The sequence below is a fragment of the Streptomyces gossypii genome (genome assembly GCF_025165795.1).
In the GTDB taxonomy this organism is placed as follows: domain Bacteria; phylum Actinomycetota; class Actinomycetes; order Streptomycetales; family Streptomycetaceae; genus Streptomyces; species Streptomyces gossypii.
In genome coordinates this window covers 132,558-149,772 of the sequence record NZ_JAJAGO010000004.1, presented here as the reverse complement: position 1 = coordinate 149,772, position 17,215 = coordinate 132,558, and the positions used below count along the sequence as shown (strand labels likewise).

Sequence of the window (17,215 nt, the reverse complement as noted above, 5' to 3'; positions counted from 1 at the left end):
CGGCTGCTGGGCAGGTCGGGCGCGGGTCGGGTGCGGGGAGTGGGGGCGGGCCGGCCCGTCAGTCGTCCTCGGCGGGCCGGTCGGGGTATGCCTCGACCAGCTGGCGGCGGGAGTCCTCCAGGTAGAAGCCCAGCAGGCGTTCCGCTCGCTCCGTGTCACCGGAGTCCAGCGCGGTCAGGATCTCGCGGTTGCGGCTGAGGTAGGGCTCGTAGAAGCGGCGCGGATCGTCCATGACATGGAAGGCCAGGCGCAGCTCGGCCAGTACGGCGCGCATCATGTCGTCGGTCCGGGTGCTCTGGGCCAGGCCCGCGATCGCGCGGTGGAAGCGGATGTTGGCCGTCCCGAGATCCTTCCAGTCGCCCTTCGCCGCCGCTTCCTCGCCGGACCGGACGGCCGCCGCCACCTCGTCCAGCCGGTGCGGAGGGGTGCCGAGCCCCCGGATGGCCGCGCACTCGATGAGATGCCGAACCCGGTAGATGTCCAGGATGTCTGCTTCGGTGAGGCGGCGCACGAATGTCCCGCGGTTCAGGCGGTGGACGAGCAGCCGCTCGTGGGTCAGCAGCCGGAACGCCTCCCGCAGGGTGTTCCGGGAGACGCCGAGCGCGCCGCCGATGCGCTCTTCGGAGAGCCGGACCCCGGGGTGGAAGAGCCCCTGGGCGATCCGGTCGCGCAGGATGCTCGCGACGCGCTCCGCCGTGCTGGTGCGGCCGAGCAGTGCGCGGTCGGCGGCGAGTTCCTCCAGCGCGAGGCCGGCGTCGGTCATGGTGCCTCTCTGAGTTGTTCGGGCGGCCCAGGGCGGATGCTGATCCAGTGATCCAGTCAAGCGGAGAAAGCGGAACGTAACAACAAGCCTCTTGCCAAATTGTTGAACAATCCCATAGCTTGGGTGAGGTGATTGACCTCAACGCGGACCTCGGTGAAGGCTTCGGCCGCTGGGAACTGACCGATGACGAGGCGCTGCTGGCCTCGGTCACCAGCGCCAATATCGCCTGCGGCTTCCACGCCGGCGACCCGGCCACGATGCGACGCGTCTGCGAGCAGGCAGCCGCCGCCGGTGTGCGGATCGGTGCTCAGGTCTCCTACCGTGACCTGGCAGGCTTCGGGCGCCGCGCCATGGACGTCCCGGCCGGTGAGCTGGCAGCCGAAGTCGCCTACCAGATCGGCGCGTTGGAAATCTTCGCACGCGCGGCCGGAGCCACGGTCAGCTATGTCAAACCGCACGGCGCGCTCTACCACCGCACCGCGCGCGACGCCGAGCAGGCCGCCGCCGTCGTGGCGGGCGTACGCCTGTCCGGTACGCCGCTGCCGGTCCTCGGCCTCCCCGGCTCCGCCCTGCACGCAGCCGCCTCGGCGGCCGGGCTGTCCATCGTGGAAGAGGCGTTCGCCGACCGGGGCTACCGGCCCGACGGCAACCTGGTGCCGCGCTCCGAGCCCGGCGCCGTGGTCACCGAGCCCGCCGAGGTCGTCAAGCGTGCCGTCGGAATCGCCCGCGACAGCCGGGTGACGGCGGCCGACGGGCAGCAGCTCACCCTGCGCGCCCGCTCGCTGTGCCTGCACGGGGACACCCCCGGGGCGGCGCGGCTCGCCCGTCTCGTACGGGAGGAGCTGACGGCGGCCGGAGTCACGCTCCGGGCTTTCGCATGACCGGTGCCCGCATGACCGGTGCCCGCATGACCGGTGCCCGAGCGACCGGTGAGGAGGAGCACGGCCTCCGCGTCCTGCCGGTGGGGCGGCACGGACTGCTCGTCGAACTCCCCACCGCCGAGGCCGCCGAGGCGTTCCACGCCGAACTGCTGCGCCGCCGCACTGCGGGCGAACTGCCCGCCACACGCGAAATAGTCCCCGGCGCCCGAACCGTACTGCTCGAAGGGCTGGCCGAACCCGCCCGGCTGGCGGCCCGACTGCCGGAGTGGGCCATACCGCCACTGACACCGGGACAGGACGCGACCCTCGAGATCGCCGTCCGCTACGACGGTCCGGACCTGGAGCAGGTCGCCAAGCTGTGGCGGGTCCCGCCGGACGAGGTCGTACGGATGCACGCGGCCACCGAATTCCGAGTCGCCTTCTGCGGATTCGCGCCCGGCTTCGGCTATCTCACCGGACTGCCCGAGGAATACCACGTACCGCGCCGCGCCAGCCCGCGCACCCGCGTCCCGGCAGGCGCGGTGGCGCTGGCCGGCGCGTACACAGGCGTCTACCCGCGTGCCTCACCCGGCGGCTGGCAGCTGATCGGCACCGCCCCCCACACCGTCCTGTGGGACCCGGAACGCACCCCGGCCGCACTCCTGACGCCAGGGACCCACGTCCGCTTCGTACCGGAGGAGACGCGGTGACCGCCGCGCTGGAGATCGTACGGGCGGGCGCGCTCACCACCGTGCAGGATCTGGGCCGCCCCGGGCACGCGCATCTCGGCGCACCCCGCTCCGGCGCCCTGGACGAGCCCGCGCACCGGCTGGCCAACCGGCTGCTCGGCAACCCGCCAGAGGCCGCCACCCTGGAGACCACGCTCACCGGCTGCACCGTCCGCGCACTGCGCCCGACCACGGCCGTAGTCACCGGTGCGCCCTGCCCGGTCACCGTGGACGGACGGCCCGCCGCCTGGGGAACGCCCGTACGCCTGCCCGCCGGTGCCGTGCTGGCGACCGGCACCGTCACCCACGGGCTACGCGGCTACCTCGCCTTCGAAGGCGGCGTGGACGTGACACCCGTGCTCGGCAGCCGCGCCACCGACCTGCTCACAGGGCTCGGTCCCGAGCCGCTCCGCGACGGCACCCTGCTGCACCTCGGCACACCGCCGTCCGCCCCGCCCGCACCCGCCAGTGCCGCGCACTGGCAGGCACCGCCCGGCGAACTCGTGCTCCCGGTCGTCTACGGGCCACGCGCCGACTGGTTCACCGCCGCGGCGCACCGGACCCTGATCACCGGCACCTACCGGGTGGCCTCCGCGAGCAACCGCATCGGACTCCGGCTGGAAGGGCCGCCGCTCGAACGCGCACGCGAGGGTGAACTGCCCAGCGAAGGCATGGCACTCGGTGCGCTTCAGGTACCGCCGGAGGGGCGGCCCGTCCTCTTCCTCGCCGACCACCCGGTGACGGGGGGCTATCCGGTGATCGGGGTGGTGCCGGAGGAAGCGCTGGCGGGTGCGGGGCAGGCGCCGCCCGGCACGGCGGTGCGCTTCTGGGCGGTCCGCTAGGTTCTGGCCGCCCGCCGCTGGTGCCTGTGGCGGGTTTTGCCCCTGGGCTGCCCCTTGCCGAAGCTGGGGCTTCGCCCCGGATCCCGCCTGGTGTTCCGGCCTGCGGCCCTGGGTCCTTGGCCCGGCTCGGATCCCTGCGCTGGCTCCGGACCTCTGGTGCTCGGGCTCCGCCCGCCCGCTGGTGCCTGTGGCGGGTTTTGCCCCTGGGCTGCCCCTTGCCGAAGCTGGGGCTTCGCCCCGGATCCCGCCCGGTGTCCCCGGTCTCCGGCCTTGGGTCCCGGGCCGATGGGACCCCGGCTCTGCTCCGGAGCCCAGAGGCAGGTGCCCGGACTTCGTCCGGCACCGCCCTGGGCGCGTGCCCGAGGCTTAGGCTCCGCTGCGGGGGCCGCGTTTCGGGGTGGTGAGGAGGGTGCAGACCGTTTCGATGTCGATCTGGACCTGTGCGATCGAGGCGCGGCCGGAGAGCCAGGTGATCAGCGCGGCGTGCCAGGTGTGCTCGATGACCCGGACGGCGGAGAGTTGACGGGCGGTGGGTGCGGAATCCGGCCCCATCGCGTCGAGGATGATCGTGGTCGTCAGCCGGGAGACCGCGTCGACCTCGGCGCTGACCGAGCTGTCCGCGAAGGTCAGCGCCCGCACCATCGCGTCCGCGAGGTGGTGGTCGCGGCGCATGGCACGGAAGGCGCGCATCAGGGTTCCGGCGACGCGGGCGGACGGATCGGGCTGGGACGGCGGGTGCCGGTGCAGGTCCTCGTGCATCCGCTGGAGCTGGTCGTGCATGGTGGCGACGAGCAGATGGACCTTGGAAGGAAAGTAGCGGTAGAGCGTGCCCAGGGCGACCTGCGAGAGCTCGGCCACCTCGCGCATCTGCACCGCGTCGAAGCCGCCGCGCCTGGCCAGTTCCGTGCTGGCGTCCAGGATGCGGCGCCGTCTGGCCTCCTGGCGCACGGTCAGCGGCGGCGAGGACGGCGGTTCGGCGTGTGTCGCCATCGGTCCCCTCCCCGTTCCCCGGCGGCTGGCCCGCGCTACCGGATCGGTGCATCCTCGCAGGCGGCGACGGGTGGCGCGAATCACCCGCTCCGGTACGTCCGCAGATGTGACCGGCCGGTAGATTCGTGGCTCAGCAGGCGGCAGGATGGCAATCCTGAAACTTGTTCTAGATTAGCGCCAGCGGCTACGCTCCGGCGAAGTGCAGTGAAGAAGGGGGCCGCGAGTGACCGCAGAGGCCGTACGGGACGCAGAGTCCGGCCCCCAGCCGAGGCCGACGAGCCGCGACGTGGACGGACAGCGGCCGCTGCGCATCGCGCTGCTGTCGTACAAGGGCAATCCGTTCTGCGGCGGGCAGGGCGTCTATGTGCGGCATCTGTCCCGCGAGCTGGCCCGGCTCGGGCACTCCGTCGAGGTGATCGGTGCACAGCCCTACCCCGTGCTGGACGAGGGCGTCACGCTCACCGAACTGCCCAGCCTGGACCTCTACCGGCAGCCCGACCCCTTCCGGACCCCGCGGCCGGGCGAGTACCGCGACTGGATCGACCTCCTGGAGGTCGGCACCATGTGGACCGGGGGGTTCCCCGAGCCGCTGACCTTCTCGCTGCGCGCCCGGCGCCACCTGGCCGGGCGGCGTGCTGATTTCGACGTCGTGCACGACAACCAGACCCTCGGCTACGGCCTGCTGGGCCTGCCGCGCTCCGGCTTCCCGCTGGTCACCACCATCCATCACCCGATCACCGTGGACCGCCGGCTGGAGCTGGACGCGGCCGAGGGGCGCCGCCGCCGCGCCTCCGTCCGCCGCTGGTACGGCTTCACCCGGATGCAGCGGCGGGTCGCCCGGCGGCTGCCCTCCGTGCTGACCGTCTCCGGCACCTCACGGCGCGAGATCGTCGAGCACCTCGGGGTACGCCCGGACCGTATCGACGTGGTCCATATCGGTGCCGACGCGCGGCTCTTCTCCCCGGACCCGGCGGTCGCCGAGGTGCCCGGCCGGATCGTGACCACCTCCAGCGCCGACGTCCCGCTCAAGGGCCTCGTCCATCTCGTGGAGGCGCTGGCCAAGGTGCGCGTGGAACGGCCCGAGGCGCATCTGGTCGTGGTCGGCAAGCGGTCTGAGGAGGGGCCGGTGGCCGCGGCCATCGAGGAGTACGGGCTGACGGGCGCCGTCGAGTTCGTCAAGGGCATCAGCGATCCGGAACTGGTCCGGTTGGTGCGCAGTGCTCAGATCGCCTGCGTGCCCTCGCTCTACGAGGGGTTCTCGCTGCCCGCCGCCGAAGCCATGGCCACCGGGACGCCGCTGGTCGCCACGACCGGCGGGGCCATTCCCGAGGTCGCGGGCACGGACGGCGAAACCTGTCTGGCGGTACCGCCCGGCGACTCGGGCGCGCTCGCCGCCGCGCTCGGCCGCCTTCTCGGCGACCGTGAACTGCGGGAGCGGCTGGGGGCTGCCGGGCGGGAGCGGGTGCTGCACCGTTTCACCTGGGAGGCGGCGGCCCGCGGCACGGTCGAGCGGTACCGCGCCGCGATCGCCGCGTCCGCGTCCGGGCCTGCGCACCCCGCGCCCGTGCGCGCCGCTGCCGGACGGCGGACGTCCGCGGCGGGTCCGGACCCGGACGACGCGCTGTCCCCGGCGCGCGATGTGCCGAACGTGCCGTCGGAGGCGGGTGCCGCCGAGCGGCAGGCGTGCGCTGTCGGTTCGGTGGGGACGGGTCCGGCGTCCGACCCCGTACGGCCACTGGCGCGGCACGCGCAGACCGCGCCGGCCGTTTCATCGGAAGTGGCCGCCGCCGCGCAGGCGTCCGCAGGGCGGGACGAGCCGCCGGGGGCGGGCGGCTGACGCCACGGCGGCCCGCCGCCCCCGCCCGCCCGCCACCACCGCAACGAACCGTCGCCAGCCGACAGAGAAGGCAGACCACGTGCTGACCGTCGATTTCTCCCGCTTCCCGCTCGCCCCCGGAGATCGTGTCCTCGACCTGGGGTGCGGCGCCGGGCGGCACGCCTTCGAGTGCTACCGGCGCGGTGCGCGCGTCATCGCGCTCGACCGGAACGCGGAGGAAATCCGCGAGGTCGCGAAGTGGTTCGCCGCGATGGAGGAGGCCGGAGAGGCACCGGCTGGTGCCGCGGCCACGGCGATGGAGGGGGACGCCCTCGCGCTGCCCTTCCCCGACGACAGCTTCGACGTCGTGATCATCTCTGAGGTGATGGAGCACATCCACGACGACAAGGGTGTACTGGCCGAAATGGTACGGGTGCTGCGCCCCGGCGGGCGGATCGCGGTCACCGTGCCCCGCTACGGGCCGGAGAAGGTCTGCTGGGCGCTCAGCGACGCGTACCACGAGGTCGAGGGCGGCCATATCCGCATCTACCGTGGCCACGAACTCCTGGAGCGCATCCGGGAGGCGGGGCTGCGTCCGTACGGAACGCACCACGCGCACGGGCTGCACTCACCGTACTGGTGGATCAAGTGCGCCGTCGGTGTCGACAACGACAAGGCGCTGCCGGTGCGCGCGTATCACAAGCTGCTGGTCTGGGACATCATGAAGAAGCCCCTCGCCACCCGCCTCGCCGAGCGGGCACTCGACCCGCTGATCGGCAAGAGCTTCGTGGCGTACGCGACGAAGCCCCGGCAGCCGCACGGTTCGTACGAGTTGCGTCGGCAGCAGCAGCCGCAACAGCCGCAACAGGCGCGCCAGTCGGGACTGCCCGCCGCCGTGCCGCAGGGTCCCGCGTGACGAGCCCCCAGCCCACCGACCGGCTGGTCCTGCCCGGTGTGCTGACGTCCGAGCAGGCCACCGAGACGGTCGCCGGGATCTTGGCGGCGCAGCGTCCGGACGGCGCCATCCCGTGGTTCACGGGGCACCATCTCGATCCCTGGGACCACGTGGAGGCCGCGATGGCCCTGGACACCGCCGGGGAGCACGCGGCGGCGGAGGCCGCCTACCGCTGGCTCGCCGCTCACCAACTGCCCGACGGATCCTGGTATGCGGCATACGCCGACGGTGATTCCGCCCGGCCCACGGACCTGGCGCGCGAGAGCAACTTCTGCGCCTACCCGGCCGTCGGCGTCTGGCACCACTATCTCGCCACGGGTGACGACGCGTTCCTGGAGGAGACCTGGCCGATGGTGCGCCGTGCCGTCGCCTTCGTGCTCGCACTGCAGCAACCCGGCGGCCAGATCGGCTGGAAGCGGGAACCGGACGGCACCGCCTGCCCGGACGCCCTGCTCACCGGCTCCTCTTCCGTCTACCAGGCGCTGCGCTGCGCACTTGCTCTCGCCGAGCACCGCGAGGAGCCGCAGCCCGACTGGGAACTGGCGGTCGGCAGTCTCGGGCATGCCGTACGCCACCACCCGGAGCGCTTTCTCGACAAGAGCCGCTACTCGATGGACTGGTACTACCCGGTGCTGGGCGGAGCGGTGCGCGGAGCCGCCGCCAAGGAACGTCTGGAAGAGGGCTGGGACCGCTTCGTGGTGCCCGGCCTCGGGGTGCGCTGCGTCGTGCCCAACCCCTGGGTGACCGGGGGCGAGAGCGCCGAACTGGCCCTGGCCCTGTGGGCGGTGGGGGAGTCGGACCGGGCGCTGGACATCCTGAAGTGGATCCAGTGTCTGCGGGCCGAGGGCGGGATGTACTGGACCGGGTACGTCTTCGAGGACGACGCGGTCTGGCCCCGTGAGCAGACGACCTGGACGGCGGCGTCGCTGCTGCTGGCAGTCGCGGCACTGGGCGGTGACGAGCCGACGGTCACCGTCTTCGACGACGGGGGCCTCCCGCCCGGCCTCGCGCTGGACTGCTGCTGACGGCTGGCTTCTGGCTTCTGACGGCTGTCAGCCGCATGGCGAAGGCCCCCCTCCCGCAAGGGAGAGGGGCCTTCATCCACCGGATCGCGGCGCGCGGTGTGCGCGTCGGTTCGGGCGCGCGGACTCAGCCGCGCTGTATGCCGGAGCTGTCCTGCAGCACGCCACGACGGCCGTCCTGCGTCTGGGCGATCAGCGTGTGACCGCGCTGTTCGACCGCCAGGTACCAGGTACCGGGTGCGAGCTCAGCGATCGGGTTCGGCGAACCGTCCTCGGCGAACAGCGGACGGGCCACGGGGACCGCGAACCAGAACGCCTGGAAGTCGCCGCCACCGGCCGGTGCGGCAGCAGCGGGCTGCGGCTGGCCCGGCTGCGGCTGGCCCGGCTGGGGCTGGCCCGGCTGGGGCTGGCCGCCGTAAGGCTGCTGCCCGGCGGGCTGACCGCCGTAGGGCTGCGGCTGGCCCGGCTGCGGCTGACCCGGGTAGCCGTAGCCGCCCTGCGGCTGGCCGCCGTACGGGCTCGGCTGGTTCATGCCGCCACCGGAGGGCAGGAGCGGCGCCTTCAGAGCGGGAACCGCCTCGGACATGATGGCGCCCGCCGCGAGGACGAGTGAGGCCAGGACCGCGAGAATGGAGCCGATGGCGAGGCCGGCCTGGTCGGGCATGAGGAACAGCGACCAGAGGGCGTTCCACGCGGTGGCGACGGCAAGACCCGTGCCCCACTGGGGAATGGTGAGACCGGCGACACGGCGCTCCGGCAGGAGCCGCCCGAGGACGATGAGAGCGGCACCGATCACGCCGATCAGGACTACCGCCGGCAGAACCAGCTGGAGTGCGTCCGTGTCCCACGCGTTGGGCATCTCGATGGCGTCGCAGACCTCATCGGGGCCATCGCAGTCAGCAGAGTAGTAATCGAGGAATGAGGCGATGAACAGCAGAAGGGCTGCTCCGATCACCGCGCCGTCGCCTCGTGTGAGCGAGCGGATGTTCAACGTGGGGTCCTTGTCGGTCTTGATGTGGGTGTGAGCTGTCTGCCGGGGGTGAGCACCCCATCGTACGGGCGAGACTATGGCCTGTTGTGGCGGGCCGTCTTCTTGTTTCCGTTCTGTGTTAACGCCTCCCCGTCAGGAAGGCCACGAGCCCCCGAGTGACTCCGTCGGCGGCCCGGCCCCGCCACTTCGGATCGGTGAGCTGAGCGGCATCCTGCGGATCCCGCATGTTGCCGCATTCGAGGAAGACCTTGGGGACTTTACTGAGGTTGAGACCGCCCAGGTCGCTTCGGGTCATCAAGCCGTTCTCGGCGGACAGATAGTTGGCGGGCTCCGCTCCGGTGGCGGCGCGGTAGCTCGCGGCAAGTTCGGCGCCGAGCATCCGTGAGGGCCCGACGATGTTGGCCGTGTCGGCCTTACCGTCCCGTACGGATGCGGGAAGGATCACATGGAATCCCCGGTTCCCCTGCCCCGATCCGTCCGCGTGCAGGGACACCACGGCATCGGCATCCGCCTCGTTGCCGATCTCGGCACGCTCATCGATGCAGGGGCCGAACGGCCGGTCGGCATCCTGGGTGAGTTTCACGTTGGCACCCTGCTTTTCGAGTGCCTGCCGGACCCGGTGCGCGAGATCGAGAGTGAAAGACGCTTCCGTGTAACCGGCGTTGGTCTGGGTGCCGGTGGTGTCACAGGCTTTCATGTTCGTCCCGATATTCACCTGCGCGTTGATTTCCCCGGGGTGATGCCGGTTGTTCGGATTGTGACCGGGATCGAGCACCACCGTCCGGCCGCTGAGCGGCATCCCCGGATCTCTCTTCCCGTTCTCCTCGTTCTCCTCGTTCCCTTCACCGCTCTCGCGGTTTCCGCCTCTTTCGTCCTTCTTCCCGTTTTCCTTTTGCTCCCCGTCTTTCCCGTTCTCATCCGGCTTTCCGGAATCCTCCGGTCTGTCCGGATCGTTGCTGCCCGCAGCGGACGGCACGGGCATGAGTGCGGGGGCCGGGTCCGCCTCCTTCTCCGGTCCCCGCACCGACTTCCACACCAGCCAGCCCGCGAAACAGAGGGGCACCAGCGTGGCGAGGGCGATCATCAGGGTCCCGGCACGGCGGGACGGGCTTCCGTAGGACACGGTTCGCGATCGTAGCGGTGCGGGTCAGTCTCCCGCGCCCGTCCGGCGTAGTACGCGCAGTGAACCGGTGGCGGACACCTGGGTGAAGGCCCCCGAATCGAGTGCCCGGCGATGGATCCGGTGAGGGGCCTGGCCGCCGTCCGCCGGGTCCTCGAAGACGTCGTGGATCACCAGCAGACCGCCCGCGGCCAAGTGCGGTGCCCAGCCCTCGTAATCGCCACGGGCGTGCTCATCGGTATGCCCTCCGTCGACGAAGACGAGCCCGAGCGCTCCACTCCATACGGCGGCGACCTGCGGCGACCGTCCGACGACGGCCACCACGTACTCCTCCAGTCCGGCGGCGTGCAGGGTACGGCGGAAGGCGGGCAGGGTGTCCATGAGCCCGGTCGCCTGGTCGACGAGCGCGGGGTCGTGGTACTCCCAGCCGGGCTGCTGCTCCTCGCTGCCCCGGTGGTGGTCGACAGTGACAGTCGTCACACCGGCCCTGCGGGCGGCATCGGCAAGCAGAATCGTCGAACGTCCGCAGTAAGTCCCGATCTCCAGCAGCGGAAGCCCCAGCCGTCCGGCCTCCACGGCCGCCTCGTGGAGGGCGAGCCCCTCGTCCAGGGGCATGAACCCCTGAGCCGTCTCGAAGGCGGCGAGCACCGCCGGCTCTGGCGCCGCCGGCTCTCGTGCCGCAACTCTGGGCACCTGGTCCTGATTCATGTCTGGCTCACCCCGGTGTCCGTCCTGTCGTTTGCGTGGATGCCGACGGTCCTGCGGGCCGTGAATCCGGCGCTCCCGTCGAAGGGCCATGGTGCCCCACCAAATCCGGCTGTCACTGCCGGTCGATAGCATCGATCGACTGGCAAGCGTCGAAGAGGGGGAGTTCGTGGGAGCGGAACCAGCCCACGGTCCGGACCACACCGATGACAGACCCACCTGGTTGCGGCGCTTCGGACGGCTCTCCCGGCGAAGGCGGCTGGCCTGGGGCGGAGCAGCGCTGGCCCTGGCTCTGGGCAGCACCGCCGTGACCGCCCAGGCGACCGGCACCTGGCCTTTCGACAAGGACCGTTACTGCTGGGGAGCCTGGAAGCAGGACAGCGGCCCGCGCCTGCTGGGCGACGCCGTGCTGCAGCGCACGGACTCCGAACGGAGCGGCACGGCGAGCGACGTGCCGTCACCGGACCGCCCGCAGGGCAAGTGCTCCGTCGTGATGACCTCCGAGGTCCCGGACGACCACGGCGGCCACACCGGCACCGGCACCGAGCAGTACGGCGAGGAGGCGGGCGAGGCGCAGGAGACGCTCACCTTCGAATCGCGGGTCACCGTCGAGTTCGGGCCCGTCCCGCGAAAGGCGGCGGAACGGCGGAAGTGGCTCGCCGGCTTCCTGGACGCCTCTGCCGTACCGCTCCCCGACGGAGTGCCGGGAGTGGTCGCGGGCAACCGTGGCATGGTCGTCCTGCCGAAGGCGTGTGACGTCGACGGGCGCCCCTCCGCCGTCACCCTCGCCGGGGGCGAGACCGGGGACGGTCACCTCGGTGTCGTCGAGATGCCGTTCACCGTGGGCAGCCGCTCAGAGGTGGCGCGACTGATGCTCGCGGTGGCCGAGAAAGGCATGAAGAGCGTCGGCTGCGCGCCGGAGGAGCCGTACCGGGTGACGTCACCGGTCGCGGCCACCAGTGGGGACGCGGACGGAGTGCGGGAGGACTTCACGGCTTGCCGCATCCCGGGCCAGCGGTTCGACGTGGGCAAGTTCGGCGGACTGGCCGTGCAGCGCGGGCCGGTCACGGACCGGATGCAGACCTGTTCCCTGACCCTGCGGAGCCGGGGTACCGCGCCGACGCCGGCTGGACAGTTCGTCATGGTCCGCGAACCTCGGCTGGTGGCCCTGTTCCACGGGCTGACCGGCGAGCGGGCGCCCGGCCCGGACTGGCGGGGCAAGGGCGAACTCAAGGCCGGACACCAGGTGGTTCGGGCCGACTGCGCGGGCCACCCCACGGTGTTCTTCCAGCAGCTCGACGAGACCCTGCGCGCCGCCGCGCGGCCCAGTCCGGAGCGGGTCTTCGCCCGTTCCGCGAACGAAGTGGCCGCGCGGATCGGCTGCGCGGCCGTGGCGCCGTGAGCCCTGCACCCGGTCACCGGTAAACAGGCAAGGAGAGTGGCGAGATGACCGATGACACGTCGGCGCCGGAGCCGAGCTCGGCGGAGGCGCCCGTTGCGCCGCACGCCGCCAGCGCAGCAGCGTGGCCCGCACCGCGCCCGCGCCCGCGCTGGCGGCAGTGGCAGTGGTGGCGGCGCGTGCTGCGGGGGAAGCCGGGCGCCGTCCTCGCTGCCGCTGTCGCCGGTGTCCTGCTGGGCGCCGGAACCATGGCGTGGCAGACCGGCGCGCCGCCGTTCTTCGATGAGGACGCCTGCTGGGGCACGCTGAGCGAGGACGACCTCGAAGCGCTGCCGCTCGGCAGCGAGAAGATCAGAGCACAGGAGCTGTCTCCGGGCGACGGCGTGGAGGTCAGCGGGGAGTGCCGCCTGACGGGGGACCGCTACGGCCGCGCCGACTGGGCGGTGACATTCCGTGTGCACACCCCGGGCGGTGACTACGGGAGTGAACCCAACGACTGGCACGAGAAGTTCCTCGCCTCCGACATGGCCCCGCTGGGCGGTGAGCTCCTGGGGATGACCTCGCCCGCCCGAGCGTGGCTGACACTGCCGCAGTCGTGTGCCAGCGGCTCGAGCGCCGGTTCGGACCCGCCCCCGACCATCGTCGATGTCGACACCGGTGGTTCGGGCCGGTACTCCGGTCCGGAGGACGACGAGATGCGCCGGGTGCTCGGTCGCGCCGTCACTCGTGTGGCCAACGGCACGATGGACAGGCTGGGATGCGACGGCAGGTTCGAGGATCCCGGCGAACTCCCCGCCCTCACCCAGGCGCAGGACTCGCGGCCGGAGGCGCTCTGCGGCATCGAAGGACTCAACACCCCCTCCTCGGCCGACGAACAGCTGGTTCTTGAGCGGCGATCTGGGGGCGGCGGGCCGATTCGCAGCTGCGACCTCGGGTACAGCGATTACGACATCGACGACGTGCACCTCATCACTGTCGAACACCCCGGACTCGCACGGAGCCTCACCCATGCGGTGCGGGGCTCGGGCACCCGGATCGAGAGCGACGACGGCGACGGCACGCTGGGGTCCGCGCGGGCAGCCTTCGAAGCGTCCTGTCAGACCGGCCCGGTGGTCTTCATGCTGAGCCAGGGCAGCGTCCAACTCAAGCCGGCCACGGCCCGCGCCCTGTTCTCCGAGTACGTCGCCGCCGAAGCGAAACGCATCGGATGCGGCCCGCTGAAGATGGAGATACCGGCGATCGGCTGATTGCTTCTGCCCTCAGGGGCTGTGATCTAGTTTTCCGTATGGGACTCGGGATCACGCGGGAGCAGCGGGAGCTGACGGAGGCCGTGCGCGGGTGGGTGGAGCGGGCCGTGCCGTCCGGGTGGCGGCAAGAGCTCCTGGACGGCGTGCCGCCCGTCGCCGCCGCCCGCCCGCCGTACTGGGGCGAGCTGGCCGGGATGGGCCTGATCGGGCCGCAGCTGCCCGAGGCGTGCGGTGGCGGGGGTGGCACGCTGACGGATCTCGCCGTCGTACTGGAGGAGACCGGCCGCGCGCTGCTGCCCGGCCCGTATCTGCCCACCGTGCTCGCCGCCGAACTGCTGCTGCGGGGCGGGCTGGCCGAGCTGGCGACAGCCCTGGCAGAGGGGACGCGGATCGGGGCCGTCGCGCTGGGCACCGGCTCGCTGACCGCCACGCCCGCCGAGAGAGGCGGCCACCTGCTGAACGGCACGGCACCGCCCGTCCTCGGCGGAGCGGACGCGGACGTCCTGGTGCTGGCGGCCGCGTCCGCCGGCGGGACGCTCTGGCTGAGCGTCGACGCGGCAGACCTCCGCACCCGGACGCACCAGAGCGCGGACCCGCTGCGGTCGACCGCCGAAGTGGCCGCCGAGGACGTCACCGTGCCGGGCGGACGCGTACTCGCCCTGGACTCCGCCCAGGTGGACGATCTCGCCCGGACCTTCTTCGCCGCCGAGGCTTGCGGGGTGGCCGCGCGCGCACTGGAGACGGCGGCCGGGCACGCGGCACTCCGCGTCCAGTTCGGACAGCCGATCGGTGCGTTCCAGGCGGTCAAGCACCGCTGCGCCGAGATGGCCGTACGCCTCGACCAGGCCCGTGCGTTGACCTGGGACGCGGCGCGCGTTATGGACGAAGCCGCACCGGTGCGTGGCCTGGTGTCCTCGCTCGCCGCTGCCGGAGCGCTGGAGGCGGCGTACCGCTCCGCCCAGGACTGCCTCCAGATCCTCGGCGCCACCGGCTTCGCCCGGGAACATGACGCCCATCTCTCGCTCCGCCGCGCCCTGGTGGCACGGCAGCTGCTCGGCGGCGGCACACACCTTCGGCGGGCCGCCCGGCTGGCCGCAGGCGGTGCCAGGCGCCCGCTGCGGCTGGAGCTGCCGCCGGAGGCCCAGCCCTTTCGCGACCAGGCACGCGAGATCATCGCGCGCGCCGAGGGACTCGACCCGGCCACCGCCCGACGGGTCCTGGCGCTCACCGGATACACGGAGCCCGAACTGCCCGAGCCGTACGGGCTCGGCGCGGGGCCCGTACGGCAGTTGGCGGTGCGGAAGGAGGCGCGGGAGGCCGGGGTGTGGATCAGCGGGCTGGGCGTCACCACCTGGGCGGTGCCCCTGCTGGCCGAACTGGGCACGGCGGCCCAGCGCGAGCGGCACCTGCCGCCCACGCTGCGCGGCGAGTCGCAGTGGTGCCAGCTCTTCTCCGAGCCGGACGCGGGCTCGGACCTCGCCTCGTTGCGCACGAGGGCCGAACGGCGGACCGCCGAACAGGGCGGCGGCTGGCGGGTCAACGGCCAGAAGGCGTGGATCTCGGGTGCGCAACAGGCGCACTGGGGCATCCTCCTCGCCCGCACAGATCCGGCGGCAGCCGGGACGGAGGGGCTTACCTGCTTCCTCGTCGACATGAGGAACACGCCTGGCGTCGAGGTACGGCCGCTCCAGGACATCACCGGCGACGCGCCCTTCGACGAGGTCTCCTTCGAGGACGCCGTACTACCGGAAGACGCCGCCTTCGGGCAGGTGGGCCGGGGCTGGCAGACCGCCGGGCACACGCCCCGCAACGAACCGGTGCGTCTGCCTGAGCGGCTGCCCTTCGGGGAGAGGCTGGAATCCCTCCTCGTTCACGCTGGAGGCGCCTGGGGCGCGGACGCCTCCGTGCGGGAGCGCCTCGGTCGGCTTCTGGCCGAGGCGCACGCGCTGGGCTGCATGGATCTGCGTGGGGCACTTCAGCAGATCGCGGGCCAGGAGACGGGTGCACGCGGCATCCGTACGGTCGTGGAATCCCGGCACTTGCAGCAGCTCGCGGAACTGGAACTGGAACTGCTGGGCCCGGCAGGCGCCTTCTGTGAGGGGCCGGGCGAAGACGCGGTGCGGGAGCTGCTGCGTTCGCGCTCCCTCACGATCTCCGGGGGCACCCTGGAGATCCGCCTGAACCTCATCGCCGAGCGGCTGCTCGGGCTGCCCCGTGACGCCGAGCCCCGCCCCGTGATCTGACGGGGCTGTTCAGCGGGCGGAGAGTGCCCCGCTCCTGACTGCGGTGACGAAGCTGGTCCACCCGTCGGCGGGGAAGATCAAGGCGGGGCCGTCGGGCGTCTTGCTGTCGCGGACGGGCAGCACGCCGGGGTAGCCGTCGGCGACCTCGACGCAGCTGCCGCCCTCCCCATTGCTGTGAGAGGACTTGCGCCAGACAGCGGTGCCCAGGCCGGGTGCGGTGTTCATGATCTTGTGAAGTCCTTCGTCGCCGAGTCGATCAGGCACCGCGATGCCTTTGGTGAAAGCGCGGCGGCCCTGACCAGATCGTATGACCTCTGGTAGCGCTCTACCAACGTCGGTTCTTCAATCAGTTGGCCAGCGTGTGAGCCCTCGGTGTACACGACGGGGGGAGCATCGCTGAAGGTCATCACGGACGCCATGCTGCTCATAAAGGCATCGTCCACTGCGCTGAAGGGCAACACCTGCACGATGGCACGTCGTGTCCGGGCCGCGTCGACGAGGTGGAGCAGCTGCTCCTTCATCACGGCAAAGCCGCCCAGCGGCGCCCGCAGGACCGCCTCGTACCGCGTAAGTGCCCGCGCGTACTCCTCCGTCTGGAGGAGCCCCGGTACCAGGGTCGGCGCGTACTCGCTGATGGTCTTGGCGAGGCGTTCCAACTCCGCCGCGTCCGCGAAGTACTCGGGGTGTTTGGATTTGCGGGCCAGCCTGCACAGGCGCTGGAGGTGCTCGCCGCTGCCAAGCACCTCGTCGAACGTCCGGGACAGGTCGGGCTGCGGGCGCCGGACCGTCGACTCGAACTGGCCCACGTACGTGCCCGAGCAGAACGCGCGCTCGCCCAGCTGGCCCTGTGAGAGGCCCGCCGCTTCCCTTATGCGGCGCAGCTCCGCTCCGTAGAACGCGCGGGGAGAGTTGTACGGGTCCAGGGTCTTCGGCAAGGTCATGCTGACCAACGCCCCTCTGTGGGTGTGACGCATGGATTCCCCCACGGATTCCCCCCGCCATGGTGAAGGGCTGTTCGCGGCGGAGGAGGCCGTCGAGTTGCTGCGGGACGCGCTGCGGGCGGTCGATGTGACCCTGCCGTCCCTGTCCGTCGATCTCCTGTCCTGCACCGGGGACGTCGGTCCGGCCCCGCTGGTGGCGCTGGGGCGCTGCAATCTCGTGACGGCGCACGAGCTCGCGGCCGTGCTGCGGAGGTGCCCTCGGTGACCGGGGAGCATGACGGGCCCGCGCTGGCCGCATCCTCCGTGACCGTGGGCATGGTCGTGGTGGACGAGCGCACTGGGTGGGTCGGCGAGGTGTGTGGCCGCGAGGGTTCGTATCTCCAGCTTCGGCCCCTGCGCGGCGGTCGGGAGTGGGACGCGGCTCCGGCCCGGGTCCGCCCCGCCACCCCGGATGAGCGGCTGGCGGCGTCCGTGGCTGCCGCCAACGCCCTCAGCAGGCGGGGGCGGGGATGACGTCTGGGGTATCGGTCGACGCAATGACCACGGATCAGTGGTGGAAGTGACTATTCCGTCGACTGATCCGACCGCGTGCG

18 protein-coding genes are annotated in these 17,215 nt (G+C 71.9%); 11 read left to right on the top strand and 7 right to left on the bottom strand.

Features of this window, described 5'->3' with window-relative positions:
* Positions 1-58: 58 nt before the first annotated feature.
* Positions 59-763: a GntR family transcriptional regulator gene (locus tag LHJ74_RS09810; protein ID WP_260217514.1), complete on the bottom strand. Its 705-nt coding sequence runs from the start codon at positions 761-763 to the stop codon at positions 59-61.
* 128 nt (positions 764-891) lie between these two features.
* Between LHJ74_RS09810 and LHJ74_RS09805 the strand changes: the two genes are divergently transcribed.
* The 3 genes from LHJ74_RS09805 to LHJ74_RS09795 are packed head-to-tail and all read left to right on the top strand — an operon-like array spanning position 892 to position 3,193.
* The gene (locus LHJ74_RS09805; protein ID WP_260217513.1) at positions 892-1,644 is read left to right on the top strand and encodes a LamB/YcsF family protein; all 753 of its coding nucleotides are present in this window, start codon (positions 892-894) and stop codon (positions 1,642-1,644) included.
* 26 nt (positions 1,645-1,670) lie between these two features.
* Positions 1,671-2,333 carry a 5-oxoprolinase subunit B family protein gene (locus tag LHJ74_RS09800; protein WP_260217512.1) on the top strand — a complete coding sequence of 221 codons (663 nt, stop codon included), beginning with the start codon at positions 1,671-1,673 and terminating at the stop codon, positions 2,331-2,333.
* A complete protein-coding gene (locus tag LHJ74_RS09795; protein WP_260217510.1) occupies positions 2,330-3,193 on the top strand; it encodes a 5-oxoprolinase subunit C family protein in 864 nt (287 codons plus the stop codon). Before LHJ74_RS09800 ends, LHJ74_RS09795 begins: the two co-directional genes overlap by 4 nt.
* A gap of 366 nt (positions 3,194-3,559) precedes the next feature.
* Here LHJ74_RS09795 and LHJ74_RS09790 read toward each other — a convergent pair whose 3' ends face one another.
* Positions 3,560-4,183 carry a TetR family transcriptional regulator gene (locus LHJ74_RS09790; RefSeq protein ID WP_260217509.1) on the bottom strand — a complete coding sequence of 208 codons (624 nt, stop codon included), beginning with the start codon at positions 4,181-4,183 and terminating at the stop codon, positions 3,560-3,562.
* A gap of 223 nt (positions 4,184-4,406) precedes the next feature.
* Between LHJ74_RS09790 and LHJ74_RS09785 the strand changes: the two genes are divergently transcribed.
* The 3 genes from LHJ74_RS09785 to LHJ74_RS09775 all read left to right on the top strand — a co-directional run bounded on the left by LHJ74_RS09785 (position 4,407) and on the right by LHJ74_RS09775 (position 7,979).
* On the top strand, positions 4,407-6,020 hold the full coding sequence (locus LHJ74_RS09785) for a glycosyltransferase family 4 protein (protein WP_260217507.1): 1,614 nt from the start codon (positions 4,407-4,409) through the stop codon (positions 6,018-6,020).
* Positions 6,021-6,099: 79 nt separating this feature from the next.
* A complete protein-coding gene (locus LHJ74_RS09780) occupies positions 6,100-6,915 on the top strand; it encodes a class I SAM-dependent methyltransferase (protein WP_260217506.1) in 816 nt (271 codons plus the stop codon).
* Positions 6,912-7,979, top strand: a complete 1,068-nt coding sequence (locus LHJ74_RS09775) for a prenyltransferase/squalene oxidase repeat-containing protein (protein WP_260217505.1) — start codon at positions 6,912-6,914, stop codon at positions 7,977-7,979. The genes LHJ74_RS09780 and LHJ74_RS09775 overlap by 4 nt, the downstream gene beginning before the upstream one ends.
* Before the next feature lie 124 nt (positions 7,980-8,103).
* Here the strand turns inward: LHJ74_RS09775 and LHJ74_RS09770 are convergent, their stop codons facing one another.
* From LHJ74_RS09770 to LHJ74_RS09760, 3 genes are all read right to left on the bottom strand, one after another.
* The gene (locus tag LHJ74_RS09770) at positions 8,104-8,967 is read right to left on the bottom strand and encodes a hypothetical protein (protein ID WP_260217504.1); all 864 of its coding nucleotides are present in this window, start codon (positions 8,965-8,967) and stop codon (positions 8,104-8,106) included.
* 118 nt (positions 8,968-9,085) lie between these two features.
* Positions 9,086-10,090: an N-acetylmuramoyl-L-alanine amidase gene (locus LHJ74_RS09765; protein ID WP_260217503.1), complete on the bottom strand. Its 1,005-nt coding sequence runs from the start codon at positions 10,088-10,090 to the stop codon at positions 9,086-9,088.
* A 24-nt stretch (positions 10,091-10,114) separates the two neighbouring features.
* Entirely contained in the window at positions 10,115-10,795 is a 681-nt protein-coding gene (locus LHJ74_RS09760; protein WP_260217500.1) for a class I SAM-dependent methyltransferase, read from the bottom strand.
* A 166-nt stretch (positions 10,796-10,961) separates the two neighbouring features.
* Between LHJ74_RS09760 and LHJ74_RS09755 the strand changes: the two genes are divergently transcribed.
* The 3 genes from LHJ74_RS09755 to LHJ74_RS09745 are packed head-to-tail and all read left to right on the top strand — an operon-like array spanning position 10,962 to position 15,681.
* Positions 10,962-12,194, top strand: a complete 1,233-nt coding sequence (locus LHJ74_RS09755; protein WP_260217499.1) for a hypothetical protein — start codon at positions 10,962-10,964, stop codon at positions 12,192-12,194.
* Between the two features lie 44 nt (positions 12,195-12,238).
* Positions 12,239-13,438 carry a hypothetical protein gene (locus LHJ74_RS09750; protein ID WP_260217497.1) on the top strand — a complete coding sequence of 400 codons (1,200 nt, stop codon included), beginning with the start codon at positions 12,239-12,241 and terminating at the stop codon, positions 13,436-13,438.
* 38 nt (positions 13,439-13,476) lie between these two features.
* On the top strand, positions 13,477-15,681 hold the full coding sequence (locus tag LHJ74_RS09745; protein ID WP_260217496.1) for an acyl-CoA dehydrogenase family protein: 2,205 nt from the start codon (positions 13,477-13,479) through the stop codon (positions 15,679-15,681).
* Between the two features lie 9 nt (positions 15,682-15,690).
* Here the strand turns inward: LHJ74_RS09745 and LHJ74_RS09740 are convergent, their stop codons facing one another.
* Both LHJ74_RS09740 and LHJ74_RS09735 read right to left on the bottom strand, forming a co-directional pair.
* Complete coding sequence (locus LHJ74_RS09740; RefSeq protein ID WP_260217495.1) at positions 15,691-15,906, bottom strand: DUF397 domain-containing protein; 216 nt, start codon at positions 15,904-15,906, stop codon at positions 15,691-15,693.
* Complete coding sequence (locus tag LHJ74_RS09735) at positions 15,903-16,622, bottom strand: helix-turn-helix domain-containing protein (protein ID WP_260217494.1); 720 nt, start codon at positions 16,620-16,622, stop codon at positions 15,903-15,905. The genes LHJ74_RS09740 and LHJ74_RS09735 overlap by 4 nt, the downstream gene beginning before the upstream one ends.
* Positions 16,623-16,653: 31 nt before the next feature.
* On the opposite strand from LHJ74_RS09735, the gene LHJ74_RS09730 reads away from it, so the two are divergent.
* Entirely contained in the window at positions 16,654-16,887 is a 234-nt protein-coding gene (locus LHJ74_RS09730) for a hypothetical protein (protein WP_260217493.1), read from the top strand.
* Positions 16,884-17,135, top strand: coding sequence for a hypothetical protein (locus tag LHJ74_RS09725; RefSeq protein WP_375546708.1), 252 nt, complete (start codon positions 16,884-16,886; stop codon positions 17,133-17,135). Before LHJ74_RS09730 ends, LHJ74_RS09725 begins: the two co-directional genes overlap by 4 nt.
* Positions 17,136-17,215 lie beyond the last annotated feature (80 nt).

Bases quoted from the DNA above. Each gene is read 5' to 3' on its own strand.
- LHJ74_RS09800 (WP_260217512.1), top strand. From the start codon at position 1,671: ATGACCGGTGCCCGAGCGACCGGTGAGGAGGAGCACGGCCTCCGCGTC.
- LHJ74_RS09735 (WP_260217494.1), bottom strand. From the start codon at position 16,622: ATGACCTTGCCGAAGACCCTGGACCCGTACAACTCTCCCCGCGCGTTC.
- LHJ74_RS09760 (WP_260217500.1), bottom strand. From the start codon at position 10,795: ATGAATCAGGACCAGGTGCCCAGAGTTGCGGCACGAGAGCCGGCGGCG.
- LHJ74_RS09745 (WP_260217496.1), top strand. From the start codon at position 13,477: ATGGGACTCGGGATCACGCGGGAGCAGCGGGAGCTGACGGAGGCCGTG.
- LHJ74_RS09790 (WP_260217509.1), bottom strand. From the start codon at position 4,183: ATGGCGACACACGCCGAACCGCCGTCCTCGCCGCCGCTGACCGTGCGC.
- LHJ74_RS09810 (WP_260217514.1), bottom strand. From the start codon at position 763: ATGACCGACGCCGGCCTCGCGCTGGAGGAACTCGCCGCCGACCGCGCA.
- LHJ74_RS09730 (WP_260217493.1), top strand. From the start codon at position 16,654: ATGGATTCCCCCACGGATTCCCCCCGCCATGGTGAAGGGCTGTTCGCG.
- LHJ74_RS09750 (WP_260217497.1), top strand. From the start codon at position 12,239: ATGACCGATGACACGTCGGCGCCGGAGCCGAGCTCGGCGGAGGCGCCC.
- LHJ74_RS09740 (WP_260217495.1), bottom strand. From the start codon at position 15,906: ATGAACACCGCACCCGGCCTGGGCACCGCTGTCTGGCGCAAGTCCTCT.